This window comes from Dyadobacter sp. CECT 9275 (genome assembly GCF_907164905.1).
Lineage (GTDB): Bacteria > Bacteroidota > Bacteroidia > Cytophagales > Spirosomataceae > Dyadobacter > Dyadobacter helix.
This window is the reverse complement of sequence record NZ_CAJRAF010000001.1, coordinates 703,721-726,082: the sequence shown is the minus strand read 5'-3', so window position 1 is coordinate 726,082 and position 22,362 is coordinate 703,721. Positions and strand designations below refer to the sequence as shown.

Annotated in this window: 25 protein-coding genes; 19 read left to right on the top strand and 6 right to left on the bottom strand. The window is 46.4% G+C overall.

All coding sequences use genetic code 11. The features are described from left to right. The first annotated feature begins 30 nt into the window (after positions 1-30). The 8 genes from KOE27_RS02870 (at position 31) to KOE27_RS02835 (ending at position 8,581) form a co-directional block, all read left to right on the top strand. Positions 31-855: a sugar phosphate isomerase/epimerase family protein gene (locus KOE27_RS02870; RefSeq protein ID WP_215237342.1), complete on the top strand. Its 825-nt coding sequence runs from the start codon at positions 31-33 to the stop codon at positions 853-855. A 67-nt stretch (positions 856-922) separates the two neighbouring features. Beyond that, the gene (locus tag KOE27_RS02865; RefSeq protein ID WP_215237341.1) at positions 923-2,068 is read left to right on the top strand and encodes a Gfo/Idh/MocA family protein; all 1,146 of its coding nucleotides are present in this window, start codon (positions 923-925) and stop codon (positions 2,066-2,068) included. A 61-nt stretch (positions 2,069-2,129) separates the two neighbouring features. After that, positions 2,130-2,900 carry a 3-ketoacyl-ACP reductase gene (locus KOE27_RS02860; RefSeq protein ID WP_215237340.1) on the top strand — a complete coding sequence of 257 codons (771 nt, stop codon included), beginning with the start codon at positions 2,130-2,132 and terminating at the stop codon, positions 2,898-2,900. A 94-nt stretch (positions 2,901-2,994) separates the two neighbouring features. Further along, complete coding sequence (locus KOE27_RS02855; RefSeq protein WP_215237339.1) at positions 2,995-4,236, top strand: MFS transporter; 1,242 nt, start codon at positions 2,995-2,997, stop codon at positions 4,234-4,236. A 295-nt stretch (positions 4,237-4,531) separates the two neighbouring features. Further along, positions 4,532-6,010, top strand: coding sequence for a sigma-54-dependent transcriptional regulator (locus KOE27_RS02850; protein WP_215237338.1), 1,479 nt, complete (start codon positions 4,532-4,534; stop codon positions 6,008-6,010). A 141-nt stretch (positions 6,011-6,151) separates the two neighbouring features. Continuing rightward, on the top strand, positions 6,152-6,871 hold the full coding sequence (locus KOE27_RS02845; protein ID WP_215237337.1) for an NRDE family protein: 720 nt from the start codon (positions 6,152-6,154) through the stop codon (positions 6,869-6,871). After that, complete coding sequence (locus KOE27_RS02840) at positions 6,858-7,964, top strand: ATP-grasp domain-containing protein (RefSeq protein ID WP_215237336.1); 1,107 nt, start codon at positions 6,858-6,860, stop codon at positions 7,962-7,964. The genes KOE27_RS02845 and KOE27_RS02840 overlap by 14 nt, the downstream gene beginning before the upstream one ends. A gap of 2 nt (positions 7,965-7,966) precedes the next feature. Next, positions 7,967-8,581, top strand: a complete 615-nt coding sequence (locus KOE27_RS02835; protein ID WP_215237335.1) for a LysE family transporter — start codon at positions 7,967-7,969, stop codon at positions 8,579-8,581. Positions 8,582-8,783: 202 nt separating this feature from the next. Here KOE27_RS02835 and KOE27_RS02830 read toward each other — a convergent pair whose 3' ends face one another. The 3 genes from KOE27_RS02830 to KOE27_RS02820 are packed head-to-tail and all read right to left on the bottom strand — an operon-like array spanning position 8,784 to position 13,221. Continuing rightward, entirely contained in the window at positions 8,784-9,083 is a 300-nt protein-coding gene (locus KOE27_RS02830) for a type II toxin-antitoxin system PemK/MazF family toxin (RefSeq protein ID WP_215237334.1), read from the bottom strand. Then, complete coding sequence (locus KOE27_RS02825; RefSeq protein WP_229252608.1) at positions 9,077-9,328, bottom strand: AbrB/MazE/SpoVT family DNA-binding domain-containing protein; 252 nt, start codon at positions 9,326-9,328, stop codon at positions 9,077-9,079. The genes KOE27_RS02830 and KOE27_RS02825 overlap by 7 nt, the downstream gene beginning before the upstream one ends. After that, positions 9,325-13,221 (bottom strand): hybrid sensor histidine kinase/response regulator, encoded by a 3,897-nt coding sequence (locus KOE27_RS02820; protein WP_215237333.1) that lies wholly within the window; start codon positions 13,219-13,221, stop codon positions 9,325-9,327. The genes KOE27_RS02825 and KOE27_RS02820 overlap by 4 nt, the downstream gene beginning before the upstream one ends. 347 nt (positions 13,222-13,568) lie before the next feature. Between KOE27_RS02820 and KOE27_RS02815 the strand changes: the two genes are divergently transcribed. The 7 genes from KOE27_RS02815 (at position 13,569) to KOE27_RS02785 (ending at position 17,530) form a co-directional block, all read left to right on the top strand. Then, complete coding sequence (locus tag KOE27_RS02815) at positions 13,569-14,072, top strand: DinB family protein (protein ID WP_215237332.1); 504 nt, start codon at positions 13,569-13,571, stop codon at positions 14,070-14,072. Between the two features lie 149 nt (positions 14,073-14,221). Beyond that, on the top strand, positions 14,222-14,683 hold the full coding sequence (locus KOE27_RS02810; protein WP_215237331.1) for a YHS domain-containing (seleno)protein: 462 nt from the start codon (positions 14,222-14,224) through the stop codon (positions 14,681-14,683). A 28-nt stretch (positions 14,684-14,711) separates the two neighbouring features. Next, positions 14,712-15,155, top strand: coding sequence for a YHS domain-containing (seleno)protein (locus KOE27_RS02805; RefSeq protein WP_229252607.1), 444 nt, complete (start codon positions 14,712-14,714; stop codon positions 15,153-15,155). An 83-nt stretch (positions 15,156-15,238) separates the two neighbouring features. Beyond that, entirely contained in the window at positions 15,239-15,655 is a 417-nt protein-coding gene (locus tag KOE27_RS02800) for a DoxX family protein (protein ID WP_215237330.1), read from the top strand. Positions 15,656-15,702: 47 nt separating this feature from the next. Further along, the gene (locus KOE27_RS02795; RefSeq protein ID WP_215237329.1) at positions 15,703-16,440 is read left to right on the top strand and encodes a hypothetical protein; all 738 of its coding nucleotides are present in this window, start codon (positions 15,703-15,705) and stop codon (positions 16,438-16,440) included. Between the two features lie 23 nt (positions 16,441-16,463). Then, complete coding sequence (locus KOE27_RS02790; protein ID WP_215237328.1) at positions 16,464-16,886, top strand: DM13 domain-containing protein; 423 nt, start codon at positions 16,464-16,466, stop codon at positions 16,884-16,886. Between the two features lie 272 nt (positions 16,887-17,158). Then, entirely contained in the window at positions 17,159-17,530 is a 372-nt protein-coding gene (locus KOE27_RS02785) for a DUF3324 domain-containing protein (RefSeq protein ID WP_215237327.1), read from the top strand. Positions 17,531-17,623: 93 nt separating this feature from the next. Here KOE27_RS02785 and KOE27_RS02780 read toward each other — a convergent pair whose 3' ends face one another. Then, on the bottom strand, positions 17,624-17,842 hold the full coding sequence (locus KOE27_RS02780) for a hypothetical protein (protein ID WP_229252606.1): 219 nt from the start codon (positions 17,840-17,842) through the stop codon (positions 17,624-17,626). Continuing rightward, positions 17,843-18,055 (bottom strand): hypothetical protein, encoded by a 213-nt coding sequence (locus KOE27_RS02775; RefSeq protein ID WP_215237326.1) that lies wholly within the window; start codon positions 18,053-18,055, stop codon positions 17,843-17,845. It lies immediately after the preceding gene. Positions 18,056-18,464: 409 nt separating this feature from the next. Between KOE27_RS02775 and KOE27_RS02770 the strand changes: the two genes are divergently transcribed. The 4 genes from KOE27_RS02770 (at position 18,465) to KOE27_RS02755 (ending at position 21,972) form a co-directional block, all read left to right on the top strand. Beyond that, positions 18,465-18,827: a BlaI/MecI/CopY family transcriptional regulator gene (locus tag KOE27_RS02770; RefSeq protein ID WP_215237325.1), complete on the top strand. Its 363-nt coding sequence runs from the start codon at positions 18,465-18,467 to the stop codon at positions 18,825-18,827. 1 nt (position 18,828) lies between these two features. After that, positions 18,829-19,962 (top strand): M56 family metallopeptidase, encoded by a 1,134-nt coding sequence (locus tag KOE27_RS02765; RefSeq protein WP_215237324.1) that lies wholly within the window; start codon positions 18,829-18,831, stop codon positions 19,960-19,962. Positions 19,963-19,983: 21 nt separating this feature from the next. Then, complete coding sequence (locus tag KOE27_RS02760) at positions 19,984-21,162, top strand: TlpA disulfide reductase family protein (RefSeq protein ID WP_215237323.1); 1,179 nt, start codon at positions 19,984-19,986, stop codon at positions 21,160-21,162. Between the two features lie 159 nt (positions 21,163-21,321). Next, the gene (locus KOE27_RS02755; RefSeq protein ID WP_215237322.1) at positions 21,322-21,972 is read left to right on the top strand and encodes an NAD(P)-dependent oxidoreductase; all 651 of its coding nucleotides are present in this window, start codon (positions 21,322-21,324) and stop codon (positions 21,970-21,972) included. Positions 21,973-22,014: 42 nt separating this feature from the next. Here KOE27_RS02755 and KOE27_RS02750 read toward each other — a convergent pair whose 3' ends face one another. Next, positions 22,015-22,353 (bottom strand): DUF6984 family protein, encoded by a 339-nt coding sequence (locus tag KOE27_RS02750; RefSeq protein ID WP_215237321.1) that lies wholly within the window; start codon positions 22,351-22,353, stop codon positions 22,015-22,017. Positions 22,354-22,362: the final 9 nt, after the last annotated feature.

Genomic DNA, 22,362 nt, shown 5'->3' with positions numbered 1-22,362 from the left:
TTAGGAACAAAAATCTGCTGATAGAGAAAAATGGATCACATAACATTAGACAGGTGCTGCATACATACCATCACCACCCGTCCATGGACTTTACCGGAGGCTGTTGAGAACTATGCAGCCGCTGGCGTGAAAGGAATAAGTGTCTGGCAAAATGCCATTGAGGGGATCGGCCCCCACAGGGCAGGAGAGCTCATACGCCAGGCAGGGCTTGACGTAGTATCTTATGTAAGAGGAGGTTTCTTCCCTCACACCAGCAGTGCCGGACGTGCACAGGCGATTGATCACAATAAAAAATTGCTGGAAGAAGCAGCGGCACTGGGAGCTCCGCTGATCGTACTGGTTTGCGGAGCATCTCCTGACCAGTCACTTGAAACATCCCGGGAACAGATCAGGGAGGGTATTGAAGCAATACTTCCGCTGGCCGAAAAATTAAATGTGAAACTGGCTATTGAGCCACTGCATCCCATGTATGCGGCCGACCGGTCGGCGATCAATACGCTTGGACAGGCCAATGATATGGCTGAAATATTCCAATCATCTTATGTTGGCGTGGCAGTAGATGTGTATCACCTGTGGTGGGACGGTGACCTGGAAAAGGAAATTGCCCGTTGCGGGGCCAATGGAAACCTGCTGGCATATCATGTATGCGACTGGAAAGTGAAAACCGTGGATATGCTCAATGACCGCGGACTGATGGGGGAAGGCTGTATTAATCTGAAAAAAATCCGGAGCTGGGTCGAATCAGCTGGTTTTGACGGTTACTGTGAGGTAGAAATATTCTCTGATATCCATTGGGCAAAAGATCAGCATCAGTTTTTGAAAGAGGTAACCGGCGCTTTCATAGAAAAAGTTTAAGAATCGTATCAAATCATAACGGGCGTGAGGCACAAGTTTCAAGCCATCATCAAAAAAATCTATCAAAATGACAACACATACCATCGGTATTATCATGAACGGCGTTACGGGCCGTATGGGTACAAACCAGCATTTGATGCGTTCTATCAAAGCAATTATTGAACAAGGGGGTGTAAAGATATCGGCTGAAGAAGTGATCATGCCCGACCCTATCCTGGTGGGAAGAAACGTGGCCAAACTGGAAGCTCTTTGCAAGCAGTCGGGTGTTCAGAAGTACACCACTGACCTGGACTCGGTGCTGGCCGACCCGCATTACCAGATCTATTTTGACGCACAGGTAACCGGACGGCGCGCAGCAGCAGTAAGAAAAGCAATACTGGCAGGTAAGCATATTTACTGTGAAAAACCAACCGGTACTACCACAGAAGAAGCATTGGAACTGTATGACCTGGCTACAAAAGCAGGGCTGAAAAATGGTGTGGTGCAAGATAAACTGTGGCTCCCTGGTTTACTGAAACTCAAACGCCTTATGGAAAACGGCTTTTTCGGAGAGATACTTTCCGTACGCGGTGAATTTGGGTACTGGGTATTTGAAGGTCACAGTATTCCGGCACAACGCCCTTCATGGAATTATCGTAAGGAGGATGACGGCGGCATCATTGTGGATATGCTTTGCCACTGGAGATATGTACTGGACAACCTTTTCGGAAATGTGAAAGCGGTTTCCTGCCTCGGAGCAACGCATATTCCGGAGCGTATTGATGAAAACGGAAAGCCTTACAAGTGTACCGCTGATGACGCATGTTATGCAACTTTCGAGCTGGAAGGAAACGTAATCGCACAATTCAACTCCTCCTGGACAGTACGCGTAAGGCGTGACGACCTGCTGACCTTACAGGTAGACGGAACCAAAGGCTCTGCTGTAGCTGGCCTTCGTGAGTGTTACATTCAGCACTATGGCAATACGCCTAAGCCCGTGTGGAACCCGGATATTCCACAACCCATCCCTTTCTTCGAAGGCTGGTCAAAAGTACCCGAGCAAGAGGCTTTTGACAATGCATTTAAGGCCCAATGGGAGTTGTTTCTCAAGCATATTGTAAAAGATACGCCGTTCCCCTGGGATCTGAAAGCGGGAGCTCGCGGTGTACAATTGGCTGAAAAAGGTATTGAAAGCTGGGAAAAACGCCAGTGGGTAAATATTGAGGCCCTGTAAGATTTTCATTAACCCAAACTTTCCGGGGATCAAATCCCCGGAAAGTTTTGAACGAATTGCTATGAAAAAAACAGCATTGATCACCGGCGGAAGCCGTGGTATTGGCTTTGGAATTGCCAAAGCGCTGGCCCGGGAAGGTTACGATCTTGCCATTAACGGCGTGCGCCCCGAAGAAAATGCACAGGATGCGCTTAACGAACTGCGTGCATCAGGTGCCACGGTGGCATACTGCCAGGGTAATATCGCACAGGCAGAAGATCGCGAACAAATTATTGAAACTGCATACGCCGCTCTGGGCCATATTAACGTGCTGGTCAATAATGCAGGAATTGCGCCGAAACAGCGACTGGATATCCTGGAAACTTCGCCCGAGAATTATAGGGAGGTGATGCAGACTAACCTGGAAGGGCCATTTTTCTTTACCCAAAGCATTGCAAAAAAAATGGCTCAGGCCAAACAGGTTCACGAGGCATTTGAAGCTACGATCATCTTCGTGACGTCCATTTCGGCAACGGTTGCCTCCATCAACCGCGGAGAATATTGTATTTCCAAAGCCGGACTGGCCATGACCAACATGCTTTTTGCTGTCCGGATGGCGGAATACGGCATCCCGGTTTTTGAGATACGGCCAGGCATTATTGCTACGGACATGACCTCCAAAGTACAGGAGAAATACGATAATTTATTCCAGGGCGGAATAGCACTGCAGCCTCGCTGGGGAACGCCGGAGGATGTAGGAAAAGCAGTAGCCTCGCTCACACGCGGAGATTTCCCTTACTCAACCGGCCAGGTGATCGGAGTCGACGGAGGGATGCTGATCGACAGATTGTAAGAAGTGATGTAAATAAATTCCTAAGTTTTTGCCAGTACCAGTTGTACATCCGATCACAGCCATTGGCAAAAACATTTTAAACCCAAGCCCGACCATGTCTTTATCCAACGAATCGCGTCCATCTTTGCTTTCACAGCTCATGCAGGTTCCGGTAATTGTTGCCGCACTGGGATATCTGGTTGATATGTATGATCTTTTTCTTTTCAGCGTTGTACGTGTCCCCAGCCTCAAAGCCCTCGGTGTTACTCAGGATCAGCTCCTTACCGAAGGTATTACTTTACTGAACAGCCAAATGGCCGGTATGCTGATCGGCGGAGTGTTATGGGGTATCATTGCAGATAAAAAAGGGCGGCTTTCTGTGCTTTTTGGATCCATCATCATGTATTCCCTGGCTAATATCGGAAACGGTTTCGTCACCACGCTGGATCAATACGCCATCCTCCGGTTTGTTGCCGGTGTTGGCTTGGCCGGAGAACTGGGAGCTGGTATCACTTTGGTAACCGAGGTACTCCCGAAAGAAATAAGGGGTTATGGTACTACACTGGTGGCTACGCTCGGTGTACTCGGTGCTATACTGGCTTACTTCGTCGCTGATCTTTTTGCCTGGAGAGTATCTTATTTTGTGGGCGGCGGCATGGGCCTTCTTTTGCTCATTCTTCGCTTCAACGTATTTGAATCAGGTATGTTCCAGAAAGTGAAGGAACATACGGTTGACCGGGGGAATATTCTGATGATCCTTACCAACGGCAAACGTTTCACCAAGTACCTCCTGGCCATTCTGGTTGGGTTACCGATCTGGTTTGTGGTGGGTATCCTCATTACATTTTCTCCTGAATTCGGTGCAGCTAAGGGTTTGGAAGGAATCAATGCTGGGAAAGCCGTCATGCTGGCTTTTTCGGGCCAGGTTTTCGGAGACATCGGGAGCGGTCTGCTCAGCCAGTATTTGAAAAGCAGAAAAAAGGTAATCGGAATATTCATTTCCCTTTCGCTGCTGATGATGATCGCCTACCTGATGTTCCCTATGGAGGATCTGTTCTCTTTCTACCTGATATGTGCCCTGCTCGGTTTTTGTAATGGTTACTGGACCTTGTTTATCACCATTGCCGCCGAACTTTTTGGTACCAATCTGAGAGCCACTGTAGCCACCACCGTTCCCAATTTTGTTCGTGGCGCCACCATTCCGCTTGCGGCGCTGTTTGTGCAGTTCAAGCCAGACCTTGGTGTGATTCAGAGCGGGCTGCTAATCGGATTAGCTACCAGTGCGGTAGCATTATTCTCACTGTACTTCCTCGAAGAAACCTTTACAAAAGATATGAATTTTGTAGAAAAAAGGTAAGGCTCCTTCTTGCTACAAGCCTGTTAGACGACTATATATCCATCAGCCCTGCGATTCCCCCGCGGGGCTGTTTTTTTGTTTAACCTAAGTCTGCCTGTTTCTGAGAAAGGGCTATGTTCTACCACCTCTCAACATGCTCCCGTACTCCCGATTCCCTAAGTATTCTGAAATATCTATAAATTTGAGTTTATGCTTGTAGCTTAATACCTTCTGACTGGTACCAGCACGATCGGTACAACGGCTCCTGAATAGCTGAACCAAAACGGGGAAATATTTTAATCTTTTTCGGCAAAACATGAAAACCAACACACCTTACCACACAAAGAATACCATCCTGATTGTAGACGACACACCAAACAACATCAGTATTTTGTTTGACGTACTATCAAAAGCCGGGTACAAAGTACTGGTTGCTACTGATGGGAAAAGTGCGGTTGAACAGGCCAGATATGCCTTGCCCGACCTTATTTTGCTGGATGTGATGATGCCCGGCATGAGCGGATTTGAAACCTGCCGGCAACTAAAAAGCCATGCGGCGACGGAGGCCATACCGGTTATTTTCATGACGGCTCTTACCGAAACCATCAATAAGGTGAACGGTTTCAATATGGGAGCGGTGGATTACATTACCAAACCTTTTGAAATCCACGAAGTGCAGTCGCGCATTGGAACACATCTGGCGCTTGCCAATCTTCGACAAAAACTGGAAAATCTCGTCGCCGACCGTACCGCCGATCTGAATAAGGCGCTGACGGAAGTTGAAAAGCTCAAAGATCAGCTGCAGGCCGAAAATGTTTATCTGAAGGAAGAAATAAAGCAGTCCAAAAACCCGGATGATATCATCAGCCAGAGTAAGGTTTTTGAAAAAGTACTGACCAAAATCGGGCAGGTTGCGCCTACCAACAGTACTGTCCTCATCACGGGCGAATCCGGCACCGGGAAAGAGCTGCTCGCCAGGGCAGTACATAACCTGAGTAACCGTAAAAACCGTCCGCTGATCAAAGTGAACTGCGCGGCGCTACCCGCCAGTCTGATCGAAAGCGAATTATTTGGTCATGAGAAAGGTGCGTTCACAGGCGCAACGGCACAAAAACAAGGGCGGTTTGAACTGGCCGACGGTGGGACTATATTTCTGGACGAAATTGGGGAAATGCCTCTGGATCTGCAGCCAAAGTTACTGCGTGTGTTGCAGGAAGGTGAATTTGAACGCGTAGGAAGTACCAAAACCTTAAAAGTAAATGTCCGGGTCATTGCTGCTACCAACCGTGACCTGGAAAAGGAGATTACGGAACAGCGTTTTCGTGAGGATCTGTATTATCGCCTGAATGTATTCCCTGTTTTCAGTATCCCGCTGCGTGAAAGAAAGGAAGATATTCCGCTGCTGGTAAGGCACTTCTGCCAGAAGCATGGTGCTGAACAGGGTAAGTCGATCGACCAGATCCCTCAGAACCTGATTGATACCCTGACGGCCTACCACTGGCCGGGCAATATTCGTGAGCTGGAAAACGTGGTGGAGCGCTCGGTCATCATGTCGCCCGGAAGGACACTGGTGCTGGACGACTGGTCTCCGCGCAAACCTGCCGCTGGAACAAAAGGAAATATGATGACCATGGAAGAATGTGAGCGGGAGCATATTCTTTTTGTACTTGAAAAAACACGTTGGAAAGTGAGCGGGAAAAATGGAGCGGCCGAAATCCTGGACATGATTCCCACCACACTGGATTCCAGAATGCGCAAACTTGGTATTAAAAGGCCGGACCAGTTTACGGTTTAAAAGGACTTTTACGAAATATCGGAAAGCTCCGGAAGTGGGCAGCGACTAACCTATCCCAATAAAATTTTGATTATCAATTAATTATATTACAATTCTTATTTGGAACGGGATTTGATATACCTCTTAAAAAGGTATATCAATATGTGTACGGTTAGTTATCTTCCATTTCAAGACGGTTTTATCCTGACATCCAGCAGGGACGAGAAACTTACCCGCCCGCCTGCAAAACTATCGGATCCGGTCCTCTACCATGATCAGGAAATAACATTTCCGAGGGATCCGCTGGGCCAGGGGAGCTGGATAGCCACTTCAAAAACACGTACCGTGTGCCTGCTCAATGGTGCTTTTACAGCGCACAACCCCAAGCCGCCTTACCGGCACAGCCGGGGACTGGTTGTTTTGCATGCCTTTGACTATTTCACGATACACCATTTTGCCTCCGAATATGATTTCGGAGGATTGGAGCCGTTTACACTGCTACTGATTGAAGACGGCCAACTGCTTACGCTACGCTGGACAGGAGATCAGCTTTTTAAAACAGAAAAGGATGCTTCCCGGCCACGTATATGGTCATCGGCAACACTTTACACGCCCGAAATCATAACCCGGCGGGAATTATGGTTTTCGCAATGGCTCCATTCAGCATCGGGACAATGTCTGGAAGGTATCCGCGCCTTTCACAAAACGGCTGGTGAGGCCGATCCCGAAAATGCCGTTTGTATGAGAAGGGGCAACCAGTTCGCAACCGTCAGCCTGACGAGCGTTGTACGGTCCGACGAACAAACGGAAATGATTTATGAAGACCTCATTCGAAGCGAATTAACGTTTAGAAAACTAAATCAAACGTATGTATCCAACTGAACAGCTGGAACCTGCAACTAAAACCAGGGAGAATGCAGCCACTGAAACAAAAGAATTAAAGCCCTCCAGAAGTGCTCGTCTGATTCGTTTGAGAAGCTGGGAATACTGGCCTTTCGCCGTGGTTTATATCCCGGTTTTTATCTACTGGCTCTGGCTTTCGATCAAGGCCCGATCATTCTTGTTTTTCTCCGCTTCCAATCCATCGATCGAGTCAGGCGGGATGCTGGGTGAATCGAAAATCGATATTCTTGACCTGATTAGTGACGAATACAAGCCGTTGACGCTTTTCATAAATCGTAAAACGGACCGCCGTGACCTACCGGAAAAACTGCGTTTTGCAGGTTTGAATTTCCCGGTGATTGCCAAACCGAACGCTGGCGAACGCGGCTGGGGCGTTGAGAAAATCGCCGATTTAAATGCTTTGGAACAATATCATAGCAAAACTCCGGTTGATTACCTGATCCAGGAATACATCCACTACCCGCTCGAATTGGGCGTTTTTTATTACCGCATGCCCGATCAGCCAGGTGGGACGGTATCTTCCATGGTGCAAAAAGAATTTCTGAGCGTCACAGGAAATGGCCGGGACAATCTTGCAGAACTCATTCTGGCCAACGACCGGGCCGTTTTGCAATGGGAGCGTCTTAAAGTTAAATATGCCACATCTTTAACAACAGTGCCGGGAATGCATGAAAAGATCACATTGGTTTCCATCGGAAATCACTGCCTGGGTACCAAATTCCTGAACGCCAACCATCTGATCACCCCGGCATTGACGGCCGTTTTCGACCGGATCAGCCTGTCGGTTCAAGGCTTTTACTTCGGAAGATACGACCTGCGATGCACGGGTCTGGAAGATCTGTATCAAGGAAAAAACATAAAAATTATGGAACTGAATGGCGCGGGCGCAGAACCAGCGCACATTTATCAGTCGGGCTTCTCCATACTTGAAGCTTGGAAGGTATTGCTTCGCCATTGGCACATATTGTATAAAATCAGCAGGTTCAATAACGAAAAGGGAACTCCTTATCTGACATTCAAAGAGGCCCGCGTTATTTGGAAACGCACCAAAGCAGGCAAACAATCCAATTAGCCATGCCCACCTTATACCTTAATTTTTTCATTGGACTGGTCGTAAGTTTTTTGGGTACGCTTCCTTTGGGCGTACTTAACATCACGGTGATGGACGTTTCGCTCAAAAAAGGGATCCACTCGGCGATACGTTTTGCCCTGGCCTGTGCGATGGTTGAATTTGTTTACAGTTACATTTCGGTGCAATTGACCCGGTCCATCATTGATTTTCCGGCTCTCAGGCACATTACGGAAGCAGTTGCCACCACCACTTTGCTGGGTATGGGAATCCACTACATCCGCAAGCAAAACAGCATGGCCGGCAGCCGGCAAAAAAGTGTTTCTTCATTTTATCTGGGAACCTTGCTGAGCATTCTCAATGTGGTTGCGTTTCCTTTCTGGATATTGTATACGACACTATTGCAGGGAAAGGGACTTATTGGCATTTCTGAAAACGGATCGATTCTGATATATGTGTGTGGAATCTCTCTGGGAACCCTAGGCGGGCTGCTGCCCTTTATCTACGGCAGTCGTTTCCTGACCCGCTGGGTGGCTGCCCATCAGCACCGGATGGACCGGATCATCGGATTGCTTTTCATTTTTCTTGCAGTTTGCCAGTTTGTTTCGATTTGGGCGTGATTGAAACATATGTATATGTTGCTTGGCTGCAAACCAGAAAACAAGTATGTTGCATACATACAATTTATTTTGGCGGGAACGTATCCGGCTGATTTTTATAAGTAAATATGGTCATCAAATCGTGGTAGGAAAGACGCTGCCTTGGTGGAACAACTTGCTAAGACAGCCCACTAATCAACCAGCATTCGGCGCATGATGTCTTTCAGAGCACAATAATTTCGGCCTTCGACAAAGTGCTGATTCTGGAACCTATTCGCACTTTGTCAACCACCTTTAGCTGGTCTGTAGCCATGGAGCCCTTACGGCCTGCATCCGTGCATTGGACGCGCCAAGGGTAATTCTTTAAAGTCGAAGTAATGGGGACGATAATTACCGTTCGTAAGAATTTATTCAACTCATCCGGGCTTACAACCACGCATGGACGGGTTTTTGCAATTTCACTTCCCAAAGTGGGATCCAGGGATATCCAGTAGACATCATATTGCAAAACATCTTTCACCATGTCCACTCTTCCTTTTCAAATTCGGAAGGAGTGTCGTCCATTAACAGTTCGTCGTCTTTCCCTTCGTGCATTTGTTGAGCCGCCTCCGCCCATCCCGGCCTGGGTTCTGGTTTGATTACGATGGCGCCATTATCTATTTCCACCTGCACGGTAGATTTGAATGATAAATTCAATTTCCGTAAAAGGCTTGCAGGAATGATTATTCCCTGGCTATTACCTATACTAATGATGTTCGCTTTAATCATATTATAACCAAGACGTTAAAAACAAAGATAGAAATAAAAGTTATAACATGATGCTCCCCATCCAGCCACCCCCTCATCCGCCCCATATCAAATTCCCCGGCCCATTTCCTCATTTGTTTTACAAAGCCCGTCGACTCCGGATATTGAAGTTCTATCTGATCCAGTGCATCCAGAATTCCCTGAATGTCTCCTTTCAAAACATATTCCCGTAAGATTTCCAACTCGGCAACCGGCGGTAATACGTTGGAGGTATCCGAAGATTTTTCAAGGGCATCGCTCGCATCAAACGGGCTGGTATAGATCCATTCCAGGTTCAGCAAGTTCCCGATTGAACATAACAAGGCTGACACATCAACGGGTTTGGATATAAATTCATCAAAACCCTCGTTCAGGGTCCGTTGTTGGTTTTGTTCAAAAACATTGGCCGAGAAAGCGATCATCTTTGTATCCACAAGCGCCAGGTTTTCCCTCATTCTGGCCACTGCCTCAAAACCATTCAGGTTAGGCATTACCAGATCCATGATCACCAGGTCGGGAATGGCGGTTGCTGCCAGTTCAACGGCTGCTTTTCCGTCAGAGGCTTCCATGACCAGAAAACCCAGGGAAGTCAGCAATTCATTCACAATCTGACGATTTTCAGCATGATCGTCTGCCACCAGCACCGTCTTCCTTGTGCCTGTATATCCTGCTATCCGCCTTTCCGACAAATCGGCATCCGACTCCCCGTCAACCTGCCGTAGTACCAGTTCCATTGTAAATACACTCCCCTGTCCCACCTCACTTTTCACGGCCAGGGTCCCGTTCATCAGCCGTACCAGATTGTTCGCAATGGCCAGTCCGAGTCCGGTACCCTCCGTAAATAAACGGCGGTCCTTTACCTGGTGAAAGGGAAGAAAAATCTCACTCAGAAATTCTTCCGAAATGCCAATGCCGGTATCCGTAACCTCAAACAACACTTTGTAAAATCCGCCATGCATTACCTCGCAGTTAACCCTGAAAGTAACCGTTCCGTTTTCAGTGAACTTAATGGCGTTACTCAACAAATTATTGATTACCTGCACAATACGTTTATGATCGCCGACTACCACAGCAGGTACATTGTCATCCTTTATCACATAAAAAGCAAGTCCTTTCTCTTCGGCCCGGGATTGGAAAAGGCTGGTGGTATCATCCAGGAGCCCATGCAGGTTAAAAGCTGTATTCTGAATTTCCAGCCGCTGCGCCTCAATTTTGGATATGTCCAGTACCTCGTTGATCAGGTTCAGTAAGTGTTCGCCGCTTTTGCGAATTACGGTCAGTCCTTTTTCCTGGCTGGTTGTGAGCGCTGGTTCACGCTGGAGGACCTGAGCAAAGCCCAGAATCCCGTTCAGGGGCGTCCGCAATTCATGGCTCATATTGGCCAGAAATTCGCTTTTGGCATGGTTGGCCTTTTCGGCAGTTTCCTTGGCAAGCTGCAAACGCGCTGCCTGCTCCACAAGCTCTTCCTTCTGCACAACCACCTCGGCGGTCCGGCTTTCCACCAGATTTTCAAGCTTGTCCTTCTCATTTTTTAAACGGCGTGTATAAAGCCAAATCACTAGGCAAACTACCAGAAATGCCGCTAGTCCGAAGAGAGAATAGGCCCACCAGGTTCGATACCATGGCGCCAGAATATCAAAGGTACAGCTACTTTCCTGGCTCAGCTCACGGTAAGGATTCCGCGCCATAACATGAAAAACATAGTGCCCTGCCGGCAGATTGGTATAGTCCTTCCAGCTCTCCTTCGACCAGCGCGACCATTCCAGGTCTGTGGCCATAACCTCATCTCCAATCAGTTTGTAACGAAATTCGTTGCCGGTTTCTCCCACATAACTCGTTGCCGCAAAACGAAAGGAGATATCCCGTAAATTGTAATCCAGAGGTGTTTTTAACACAACAGACTGACTTGCATACGGACTCGAAATATTCAATAATGAATCATTTAACAACAATCTGACCTCGCGGATCAGTACCGGATAAGAAGGGTGCATGGCCATTTGGATACCATCGTAACGGTACAGGCCTTCGTCATTTCCAACCCAGACAATCCCGGTTTTTTCAGGATAAATGCTGTAACCCTTCCGCTGAATCGGCATCAGGCTAAGGCTATCCCATTCCGTATTTCCATTGGGCATTTGCCTTAGGATCCCCAGAGGGTTCGCAAACCACCAGTTTCTGGCACTGTCTTCCACGAAATAAGGCGCACTGTTTGCCGAATCCCGTAACACATTTCTGAGTCCTGCTATTTCTACAAAGGCACCTTTTTCCCGGTTAAATTCGTACACATGGTTTTTGGAAGTAAACCGGGGTTCGCGGGCGGTAGGGAAAACATAGTTCCAGGAGAAGTCTTTAAGTCCCGCTCCGACCTGCTGGTGCGGGAGGCCGGGCTTCACTCCGTCGTTTAAATCCAGTTTGTAAAAACCATTTTTAGCGGTTCCCACCCAAACCGTCCCCCGCATATCCTCTGCCAGGGAACGACAATCGGCATTCAGTTCTTTGACCCTTCCGATGGCTGTCCATAAATTATTTCTCAACTCATACAAAAACACACCGTTGGAAAGTGCGGCAAATAATAGTTCCGGATGTGCCTTCGGCCTTAGTAAAGCATAAACGGACTCGCCGCCGGTGTGTAATACCTGCACGATTTTATCTTCCCTGATCCTGAAAATATCCTCGGATGTACCTGCATAGAGGTCCTTCCCGTCTGAAAGCAGCGTCCGGGTCGCCGACCGGATAGCCCTCACCGGCTCAAAAGTATTTTTCTGAGCATTCCACCCCAAAAGGCCTATCCCGGTGCCCACATACAGACGACCTGCATGGCGGGTGATACTCCAAACGGTCGAATTGATATTCTGGCTGGTTCCAAACCGGCTTACCGGCAGATTATATCCGATCTGGCATATTCCGCTCCCAGTCATCGCCCACAGCGAAAGCTGCTTGTCCAGATACAAGGATGCGATGCTGTTCTGGTTAAAACCGGTACCGGCGTCCAGCCGCATTTGTTCAACACCCTGCTCATTCAAGATACGGATTCCACCGAGCTGACTGGAAATAAAAAACAGATAAGACTTAGATTTCGGGTTATACGAGCATATCGCGCCAGTTATTCCGGCAGTTTGAAACCAGTTGTCCGACGCCGTCTTCAAAGGCTTTAATTTCTCCGAAAGCCCGGATGGAGCATACACAAACAAGCCGTTTTTTTCTGTTACCGCTACCAGACGATTCTCAGAAAATTCAAGCAGCGCCCTTAATCTCATGCCTCCAAACTGATCCCCACAGGGTGCGGGTTTTAATCCGCCGCTCTTTAGCCACATCAGTTGCCCGGATACCTGCTGCACATAGAGCGTATTGCCAATGAAATTGGCTGACAGAAACGAGTCATTTGCCGTCCATATCTGCAATTTATTTTTTCCCTGATATCGATAGATTTTTTTCGAGGTACAAAAATAAACACCCCCAGCATCACTGAAAATACGGTTTACAGGCAAAATAACTTGTTCGGATTGCGGTAACAACCTTTTCAGCGACACATACTGAAGCTGCCCTCCCGGGCGTGAAAGCAGGTAGCCAAAATCGGTGGGCGTACCAACATATACCCTTCCTCCCGTGCCGACCGCCAGGGATTTGGCCGCTGTTCCGGGCACTTCGATCAGCTTCCAGGTACTGCCGTCGTATTCCAGTAACCCATTTTGATTTCCTATGTAAAGAATCCCGCGCTGATCTTGCACAATACCCCAGTTTTCAGGATGTGCCTGATACTCCCTGGGACTAAAATGCTGGATCAGCGGCGTCCCCACGCCCTGCGCTGTAACTTCCAAACCGATGCCTGTTATATAGAAAAAACAGGCAAAAAACCACTTTAAAAATATTTTCATAACCCGCTCGATTTGAAATACTACGCTAGTTATCCAGGATTTCTTCAATTCCTGTTCCTTCTTTTTCCGAAAATCCAACCTATGAAGTTTTGGGCGATTGCAGCCTTATAACTCCCTTTTTATATTAAAAAGACAACCGACTGCCTGGAAAGGCAACTACGGCTTTTCACGAAAAAACAGAAAGGTTACGAAATATCGTGAGTAAAGCTTTCTGGCACACCTTGTAAATATTGGACAAATCATGCACTGGAAACGTGTAAAAGGCATTTTAACCTTATTTGTGCCCATGGCACATCCTTTGAGACACCCTTACCAAATGAACACCAGCTAAAAACCTACTTGAAGCTATGAAATTACAGGATGTTTCCATAGAAATTTTAAGTCAGCTCATTGACGTGGCCGAACAATTTTCAAAGGATGAATATACCAGATCGCTCGACTTGCTTTCAGCAAATTCGGTGGGGCGGCACTTGCGGCATATTCTCGAGTTTTATGACCTGGCCGTTCGGGCGGGCAATACCGGCCAATTGAATTACGATAAACGCGAACGTAATCTGACCCTCGAAAATGACCCAGGTAAGGCAGTCTCCAAAATGAAAGAACTCATCATGCTCCTGCGTGTGATGAAAGAGGATATGGTGCTGAAACTGGAAGCATCCTACTGTCCCGACGCCCGGAATGATGTACGGATCACCACCACCTTTTACCGCGAACTGCTTTATAATGTGGAGCATGCCGTGCATCACATGGCTATTATGGCCATTGCCATAAAAATTGAGTTTAGGCATATATCACTGCCCGAAAATTTCGGGATCGCGTATTCCACCGTGAAACACAGACAAACCGCCTGAACGATGATCCGATACTCATGGCTGGCAGAGGCACCGCTGGAATGCCCTGAAGACTGGAAGTTTGTGGCAATACGCTGGGAAAGCCCGACACGGTAAAGCCCTATTTTGACCTGAATTAATCCCTTTTAATATTCGAAATAATGCATTTAATGAAAAAGACAGTAACGTTTCTGCTGCTCATCATGAGCACCGCATACGGTATTTTTGCCCAGGACGTAACCAAAAAGCACGGTAACGTTTCCAGGTCGGGCCTGGCCATGGAAGGATATGATCCTGTCGGGTATTTTACGGCGGGAAAAGCCATGGAGGGGAAAAAAGAATTTTCAGCAACGGACGCAGGCGTTACCTATTATTTTGTCTCGGCACAAAACCGAGATCTGTTCAAGGCCGATCCCGCCAAATACAAACCGCAGTATGGCGGATGGTGTGCCTATGCCATGGGGGCAAGTGGCGAAAAAGTGGAGGTTGACCCGGAAACCTTTAAGGTGCTGAACGGTAAGCTCTATCTGTTTTACAACAAATATTTCAACAATACACTGAAAACCTGGAACAAAGACGAGCCTGAATTAAAAAAGAAGGCCGACGCCAACTGGGCCAGAATGACCCGATAAACCTTTTATTTTTCTTTCAATCATGATCATGAAAAAATCTGTTTTTGTTACCCTTTTTATGTTTTTCAGTTTAGCGGCTGCTCATGCGCAAAAGTCAGAAATATTCGAAAAAGACGGCCTGGCCATCAGGGGATACGACGTCGTTGCATTTCACACGGATGCCAGGGCAACAAAGGGCAGCGAAAAATTTGCTTACCGCTGGAAAGACACCAACTGGCTTTTTGCCAACCAGGAAAATCTGGATATGTTCAAAAACGAGCCTGAAAAATTCGCGCCCCAATATGGCGGATATTGCGCGTACGGAACAGCGGACGGGCACAAAGCTCCTACCGAGACCGATACCTGGACGATCAAAGACAACAAGCTTTATTTCAATTACAATAAAAAAGTACAGCAAATCTGGAATAAGGACCAGGCGGGATACATCGAAAAAGCAGATAAAAACTGGGTGGAGATCAGGGAGAAACCCTGAAAGCCGTCAGGAATCAGCGTTTGGCCCTTGGACTTAAACCGTAAGGAAAAGCCAGTTTCACACTTAACACTTCAACAATCGTCATGTCAAACCAACCAAATAAACTCGTCTTCTGGGTGCTGCGTATAGTACCTGCGGTCATATTGCTACAGACCTTGTTCTTCAAATTTTCGGCAGCGGAAGAATCCGTCTACATTTTCTCAAAACTGGGTATGGAACCTTGGGGAAGGATCGGTTCGGGCATTACTGAACTAATCGCCGCGGTCATGATACTCATTCCTGCCACCACCGGGCTCGGAGCATTGCTTGGGCTAGGCGTCATATCGGGCGCGCTGATCTCCCATCTCACCATACTGGGTATTGAGGTACAGGGTGACCATGGCCAGCTTTTTATCTATGCGCTGATCGTTTTTGTTTGTTGCCTTTTGCTCGTCGTTTTTGAAAAGAAACGGCTGCTCCTCTTTCTCCAAAGTTTGACAGGCAAGCGGTTTGAAAGCTGATAAATAGCCAGGAAACATCGTATGGTAGACTTACCAACCCAAAACCTATGAAAACAAGTGTAATTATTCTGGCTTGCTTTTTAGGCTGCGCGCACATCGCGCAGGCGCAGCAAACAGAAAATCCGAAGATGAACCAATTTGTTGATCTGGCCGGAACCATTGGCAAATCCCAGGGAACGGGAGCATTATCGTATGTTCATAACTGGCGTGTCGGCAGAAAAAGGAAAATCGAAGCTGGTGTAGGCGCCCGGCTGACAAGCGCGGGAGGCGCCAAATTAATTCATACTACTGCCGGGCCTGCCCGGCTGACGCGCACATTTACAACTCCTTTTATCATCTTTTTTGCCGGACAAAAAACAGAAAACTGGGACACGCTTACCGTGCAACGGCCATTCGTGAATGCGCTGAATGTGACCATTAACCTGGGGTATGATTTCAATTCGAAATTAAGCGCAGGGTTCAATATCGATCTGGTCGGTGCATCTTTTGGGAGGCACTCTTCTTCTGTTTTTCAAAGCAATGGGCAGACCCGTACCGACCCGGATTCCAAGCCCACGGTTTTCAATCTGCTGCTGACGGGCGATCACGACAAAGGTTCGCTGAATTCGGAGTTCTTCCTGAAATATTACTTAAACCAGAAATGGGGTGTCCGGGCAATTTATCAATTTCTGTTCACCGAATATACCGCCGGAACCGTAAGACAAACCGCCCCGGACAGAACCGTGATCGACCGGTTCAGAAACAAGGCAAATAATTTTGGCCTCGGGGTTGCTTACCGATTTTAATTTCCACCTTTAACTTCATCATCATGAAAAATCCAGCATTTATTTTATTGGTATCTCTTGTTTTTGCAGCCTGCCAGAGAGAAGAAAATACCCCTGTGGAGCCCCTCATCGAAAAGGTAGACAGCCTGGCGACAGTCAACTTGTCCGGCAAGTTTATGGGAACAAGCGGAGAATCCGTATCGGGAACGGCCAAGATCTTATCCAGCGGCGGAAATTACAGCCTCGTTCTGGATGATTTCAAAACCAACAACGGCCCGGATCTCCATGTTTATTTGTCTAAGGATCCTACACCAAAAGATTTTATCGACCTGGGATTACTGAAATCAGTGAGTGGCACGCAGGTATATCCCATCACAGCAATGCCCGATTTTGTCAAATACAAGTATGTACTGATTCACTGCCAGCAATACAACCATTTGTTCGGGGTGGCACTTTTGGCTGAATGAAATCATCAAAACACCCTCACTGTTCTAGCTCCCGGTTTTGCCAAATCCCGGTTTATCTTAAAAATTGCTGTGACCACGGATTATAAAATCACATAGGGAATTGGGGATTTATATATTTTTCATTCCTCTTTCAAAAATTTCTGGTAAAAGTTACCATTCATCACAAGCATAATGCCATCCATGTACTATGCAATACATAGTACCTTGCTTTAAACTACATTTGTCTTGTTCTTAAATGACAAACAAATCATTCATATTTAATCTTAATAGCCATGAAAAATTCCTTAAAAAGTTTCGCAGCGATTGTTCTTTTCGTATCAGCCGCCTTTAGTGCACAGGCCGAAGAAAAAAAATCAGCCGGTTTTGGTACCAATATCTATTCCAATAAAGAGGGTAAGATCCATATTTTAGTGGATAAAAATGACGCAAACGCCCCTGCTACGCTGATTTTAAAGAGCGCCCGCGGGACTGTTGTTTACCGGGAAACCGTACCGAGATCTAATGTGAAATTCGGACGTGTCCTGAACATTGAAGCATTGGAAGCCGGTAAATATCAGATTGATGTGATCATCAAAAACGAAAAACAAACTAAGTCTTTCGAAGTTTCCGAAATAATCAGAGAACGCGTCGTGAAGATCCAGTAGTTACCGGCTGGAAATAAAAATGCTGACCCACAAAAAAGCGTCCCGGTATCTCCCGGGACGCTTGTCAGGCAAGGGTAATGACTCACTGATAAGCTAGGCCGACCAGCTGAGTTTTCTGTAAACCTCTTCTTTACTTTCACCGACGGTGTAAGGGACGTTATTTCTAAGATATATCACACATGCCCTGCCCCTTTTTATGGAGGATATTTTCACAACATCCTGGCGATGAATAATAATATTGATCAGCTTTTTCCCAAATAATTTAAAAGTACCCGATTTGACCATTTTGTCCGAAATTAAGGTTGTATCCATTTATGCTACGCCTTCTTCTCCCTTGCCCGATTTCAAATACAGGAGGTAGTAGTCCTTCGAAATAGCAAAATATCCGAGATCCTCCCGCTGGCTTAACTGAAGAAAACTTGCTACTTCATTCTGCGCCTCACTTTCCGATATGGCGCCTGAAACTGTCAATACCGCTCCCGGTTTAAGGTTTTCCATTCCATTGTTTCCGATTGATGCTACCATTTTAGTATATGTTTTGGGTTGTACCAGATTGGTGAATCACATTTGTCATCCGGATATTAAAGAACTGTGCCAACGTTTCTCATGCACTTCCCGTTTTCCTCACAATATGCGCAAGCTCCGGCTAAATTACTCTTTAAAAACCTGATAGTTAGCCTATTTATATACTCTCAGAAATGTATCCCCATCGGACCTATTGGTACACTTCTGAGCGTGATCTGTGGAAAATTGGGTAGCCACAGCTGGAATGTATGAGCAGCACTCAGCTATTTGGCTTGGTGCCCCGGCAGAAAAACTAAAACTGTGGTTTGATCACTATTCCGGCGGGAGTATAACGCGCTCAAAAAATATTTCCTTCTCAAAGTGAATCAATTTACGAACTTTTCGTAGATTTACGAAAAGTTCGTAAAACATGCAGAAGCTAACGGCACAAGAAGAAGAAACCATGAGGATAATTTGGAAGGTCAATGGGGGATTTGTAAAAGATTTCCTCGATCTGCTGCCCGAGCCGAGCCCCTATACCACCGTTGCTTCGATCGTGAAAAATCTGGAACGCAAGGGATACGTGCGGAGTGAAAAACTGGGAAATACGTATCGTTATGATGCCGTGATCGAAGAGCAGGATTACGCCAAAAGGTTCATGAGTGGTTTTGTGAGTGACTATTTCCGCAACTCCTACAAGGAAATGGTAGCTTTTTTTGTCAATGAAAAACAAATCAGCGCGCAGGAACTGAAGGAGGTGATTGATATGATCGAAAATAAAAAATCGAGCTGATATGCAGGCATTGATGATGTATGTTCTGGAGGTTAACCTGGCCCTGCTGGTATTTTATCCGGCTTACAGATTCCTCTTAAGCAATCTTACCTTTTATCATGTCAACCGCTTTTTTCTGCTGTTCGCCATTTTGTTTTCCATAGCCTACCCGCTGATCGATTTTTCGGTTCCGGTTACCGGACATTTCGTACGTCAACTCGGCTCTCCCGCTCACGTCAGAATGGTTCAGATAATGTCCGCTCATCACGGTGCCCCAGATTACTGGCTTCCTCTGACATGGATTTTCCTGGGCGGAGTGACACTAAGAGCCATCCGTTTATGGATGCAACTGATGTCACTTCGCCAGATTTTCAGGCACGCACAACAAGCTCATGACCAGGAAATCAATTTTATGGCTACTGATGGTGCCACCGCCCCATTTTCATTCTGGCGAACGATATATGTGAACCCCCAAAATTATGGAAAAACCGAACTGGCAATCATTCTCAGACATGAATGGTTCCATGTCCATCAGTTACATACACTCGATGTCCTGCTAGCCGAGCTCCTCCGGATGATTTGCTGGTTTAATCCGGCCAGCTGGCTTTTATCAGAGGCGGTAAAGAAAAATCATGAATTTATAGTGGATCGCCGGATTTTAGACGATGGGATTAACCGCAAAGCATACCAATACCTGTTGTTAAGGGTTAACGGATATGAAAAGGCCTTTACCCATGCATTCGGTGCACCGCCGCTTAAAGAACGGATTGCCAGGATCAATAAAGCAAACTCTCCGGGTATATCTTCTTTTGCGTATATGATTATACCGGTAGTATTAACCGCACTGATTTCTTTCAAAATTTATGCTGCTGCTTTCTCTGCAACCAACGGAGAGAGAAATCTGGCATCTTTAAATTCTCGGAAGACCAATGAACGGCATTTCCAGCTTGACACCATTCCTGGCACCCTGGCCATGCTTCATAAAATGCAGCTTAAAACCATAAAATCCAATAAGGCGCCTCTGACGGAGATTATTCTTTTTACCAAAAACACGCAAGGAGTAGGCATGGACCTCTACGTTAAATTTAATAATCAGAAGATAGAAAACATGAAAGTACTGGCGCTGGCCGCGCCTGGCTCCAACGCAAAACAATAAATTAAACAAACATTTGATACCATGAAACAGCTCATTTTACTGGCTGTTTTCCTTCCTGCACTTGCTGCGGGAGCGAAAACTTCCTTTTGCCTTTCCCCATCTGACCTGGACTTGTTCAATCAGGTTTCCCGTAAACTGAATGAAATAAAATCCGTTCGCTACGACTACAAACGTGAGCTCCATTATGCTTCCGAAGACATACATCATGAAATGAGCGGAAACTGTTTTCTGGATTTTACTCAGGAAGATGAAGTTTTAGGGCTGAGATACCAGGTTGTCTCGCCTGACTATATGGGAATTTATAATGGTTCGGAAAAAGTAGACTTTAATCCGAAATTAAAAAAAATGAAAGTCAGCAGTGATGTAAAACGTCAGGATTTTGCTGGTTTTTCCTTTTTCTATAACTCTCTGATTACCTTCAGGTCTATCCTGCCAAAGCTCACCGGCGACCCTGCCATTGAAAAATCGGTGTCTGATACATTATTGGGAAATACCAGATACAACCTGTTAAAAATCAGCCTCGATCAGCAATCGATCGGCTATCTGGGAAATTTGCGTAAAATCACCTCGGTACGAAAGGTAATCTATCGCTTGATTATTGACAAAAAATCCTTTCTTCCCCTTCAGATACTGGAATCCAATAACGTAAACTCCGACTTTACCCGGGTAAGTTTTAGTCAGATGTTTGAAAATCCTCCGGCACCTGCGGAGTCCTCCTGGTTTTACTCGAGTTATTCAAACAAATATGCCCTTGAAAATGGTGCGGAAGCGGGAAGCGCATTAATCGCGGCGGGAAAAGAAGCCCCGGAATGGAAACTGCCTGTTTTTGATACGTCTGACAGTATCTCGCTCCAGCAGCTGGAAGGTAAGGTCGTACTGGTGGAATTCTGGATAAAAAATTGTGGCTATTGCATTGCAGCCATACCCAAATTAAATGAGATCAACAGCCATTACCGCGGCAAGGATTTCCGATTACTGGCCGTTAACAGCCACGACCCCAAAGATGTCATTGCGAGTTTTAAGAATAAAATGAAGCTGAAACCGGAATATGATCTGCTCTATGCCGGTGAAAAAATCACAAAGGATTATGGCGTTTGGGCCTACCCAACGGTTGTTTTAATTGATAAGAACAAAAAAGTAATTTATTCGGGTGCTTTTGACCACGCCAAACTTGCCCAGCTGATCGACGAAAATTTATGATGCCGGTCGTTCATTTTCAGTGATAGTGGTTTACCTTTGTCTTATTCAAATCTGATTATAAAATATCAACCATTCCGAAACGCTTGTTTCGGCCTCGCCGGAGTTCTTTCAACATCGGCGGAAGGAATAATTTTTTCTGATATTTTATAATAAGAAACAATGAGATCATATAAAAAAATAGCCGTCATCGGCGGAGGTGGAAAAACCGGCAAGTTCCTGGTTAAAAGTTTATTAACCCATGGATTTTCGGTAAAACTACTGCTGCGGCACCCCGCTGATTTCACGGAAGAACTACTTTCCTCCGACTCTGAAATTGAGATTATTCAAGGAGATGCCATCAATCCGCAGGTCATTTATACACTGCTTCGGGGGTGTGACGCCGTCATGAGTACCCTTGGCCAACGCCCGGGGGAGCCGCTGGTGAATAGTGTTGCTACTGTTAGTGTACTTGCCGCAATGACGGCTTTGAAAATCCGACGGTATATGCTGGTTGCAGGATTAAATGTTGATACGCCTTTTGATAAAAAAGGTACTAAAACGCAAATGGCTACCGACTGGATGAAAACCAATTATCCTGAAATAACTGCGGACCGGCAGAAAACGTATGAATTACTCAGGGAAAGCGACGTGGAATGGACGCTGGTAAGGCTTCCGATGATCGAATACGCTGACTTAGTGCAGGAAACAGGTATCAGCCTGGAAGATTCGCCGGGCGACAAGATCAGTGCCGGGGAGATAGCCCGCTTTATGATCGCCCAACTGACGGATGATGCTTATGTCAGGCAGGCTCCTTTTATTGCCTGGAAATAAGTGATAATTGCGGAGGTATCCGGGAAGACGGATATCTCCGTTTTATAAAGTTTTATTCAGGATCAGGCGGTCGGGTGTCGGGTAAGTGATCAGCCTGGAAAAATCTGTTTTCCAGAAATCAAGATCCAGCAGCTTCCCATGGCTATCTCTGGTGAGCGTAATCACAACCGGCGTTTGGTCGCTGTCAATGTACTCAACCTGAATCAGATCACCTGCGTAAGCGTCAACATCTCCACCCAGGCTGATACTTCCCATTTTCCCTCCCTCGTATTCGTCTACCATTTCGGGCAACGGATAATTTTGAACATCCAGTTCCAGCAGCTGTAACAGATATTGAATCAGGATCTTTTCATTTTCTCGAATCTCCCTGAGTTGCTTCATTTCCAGTTC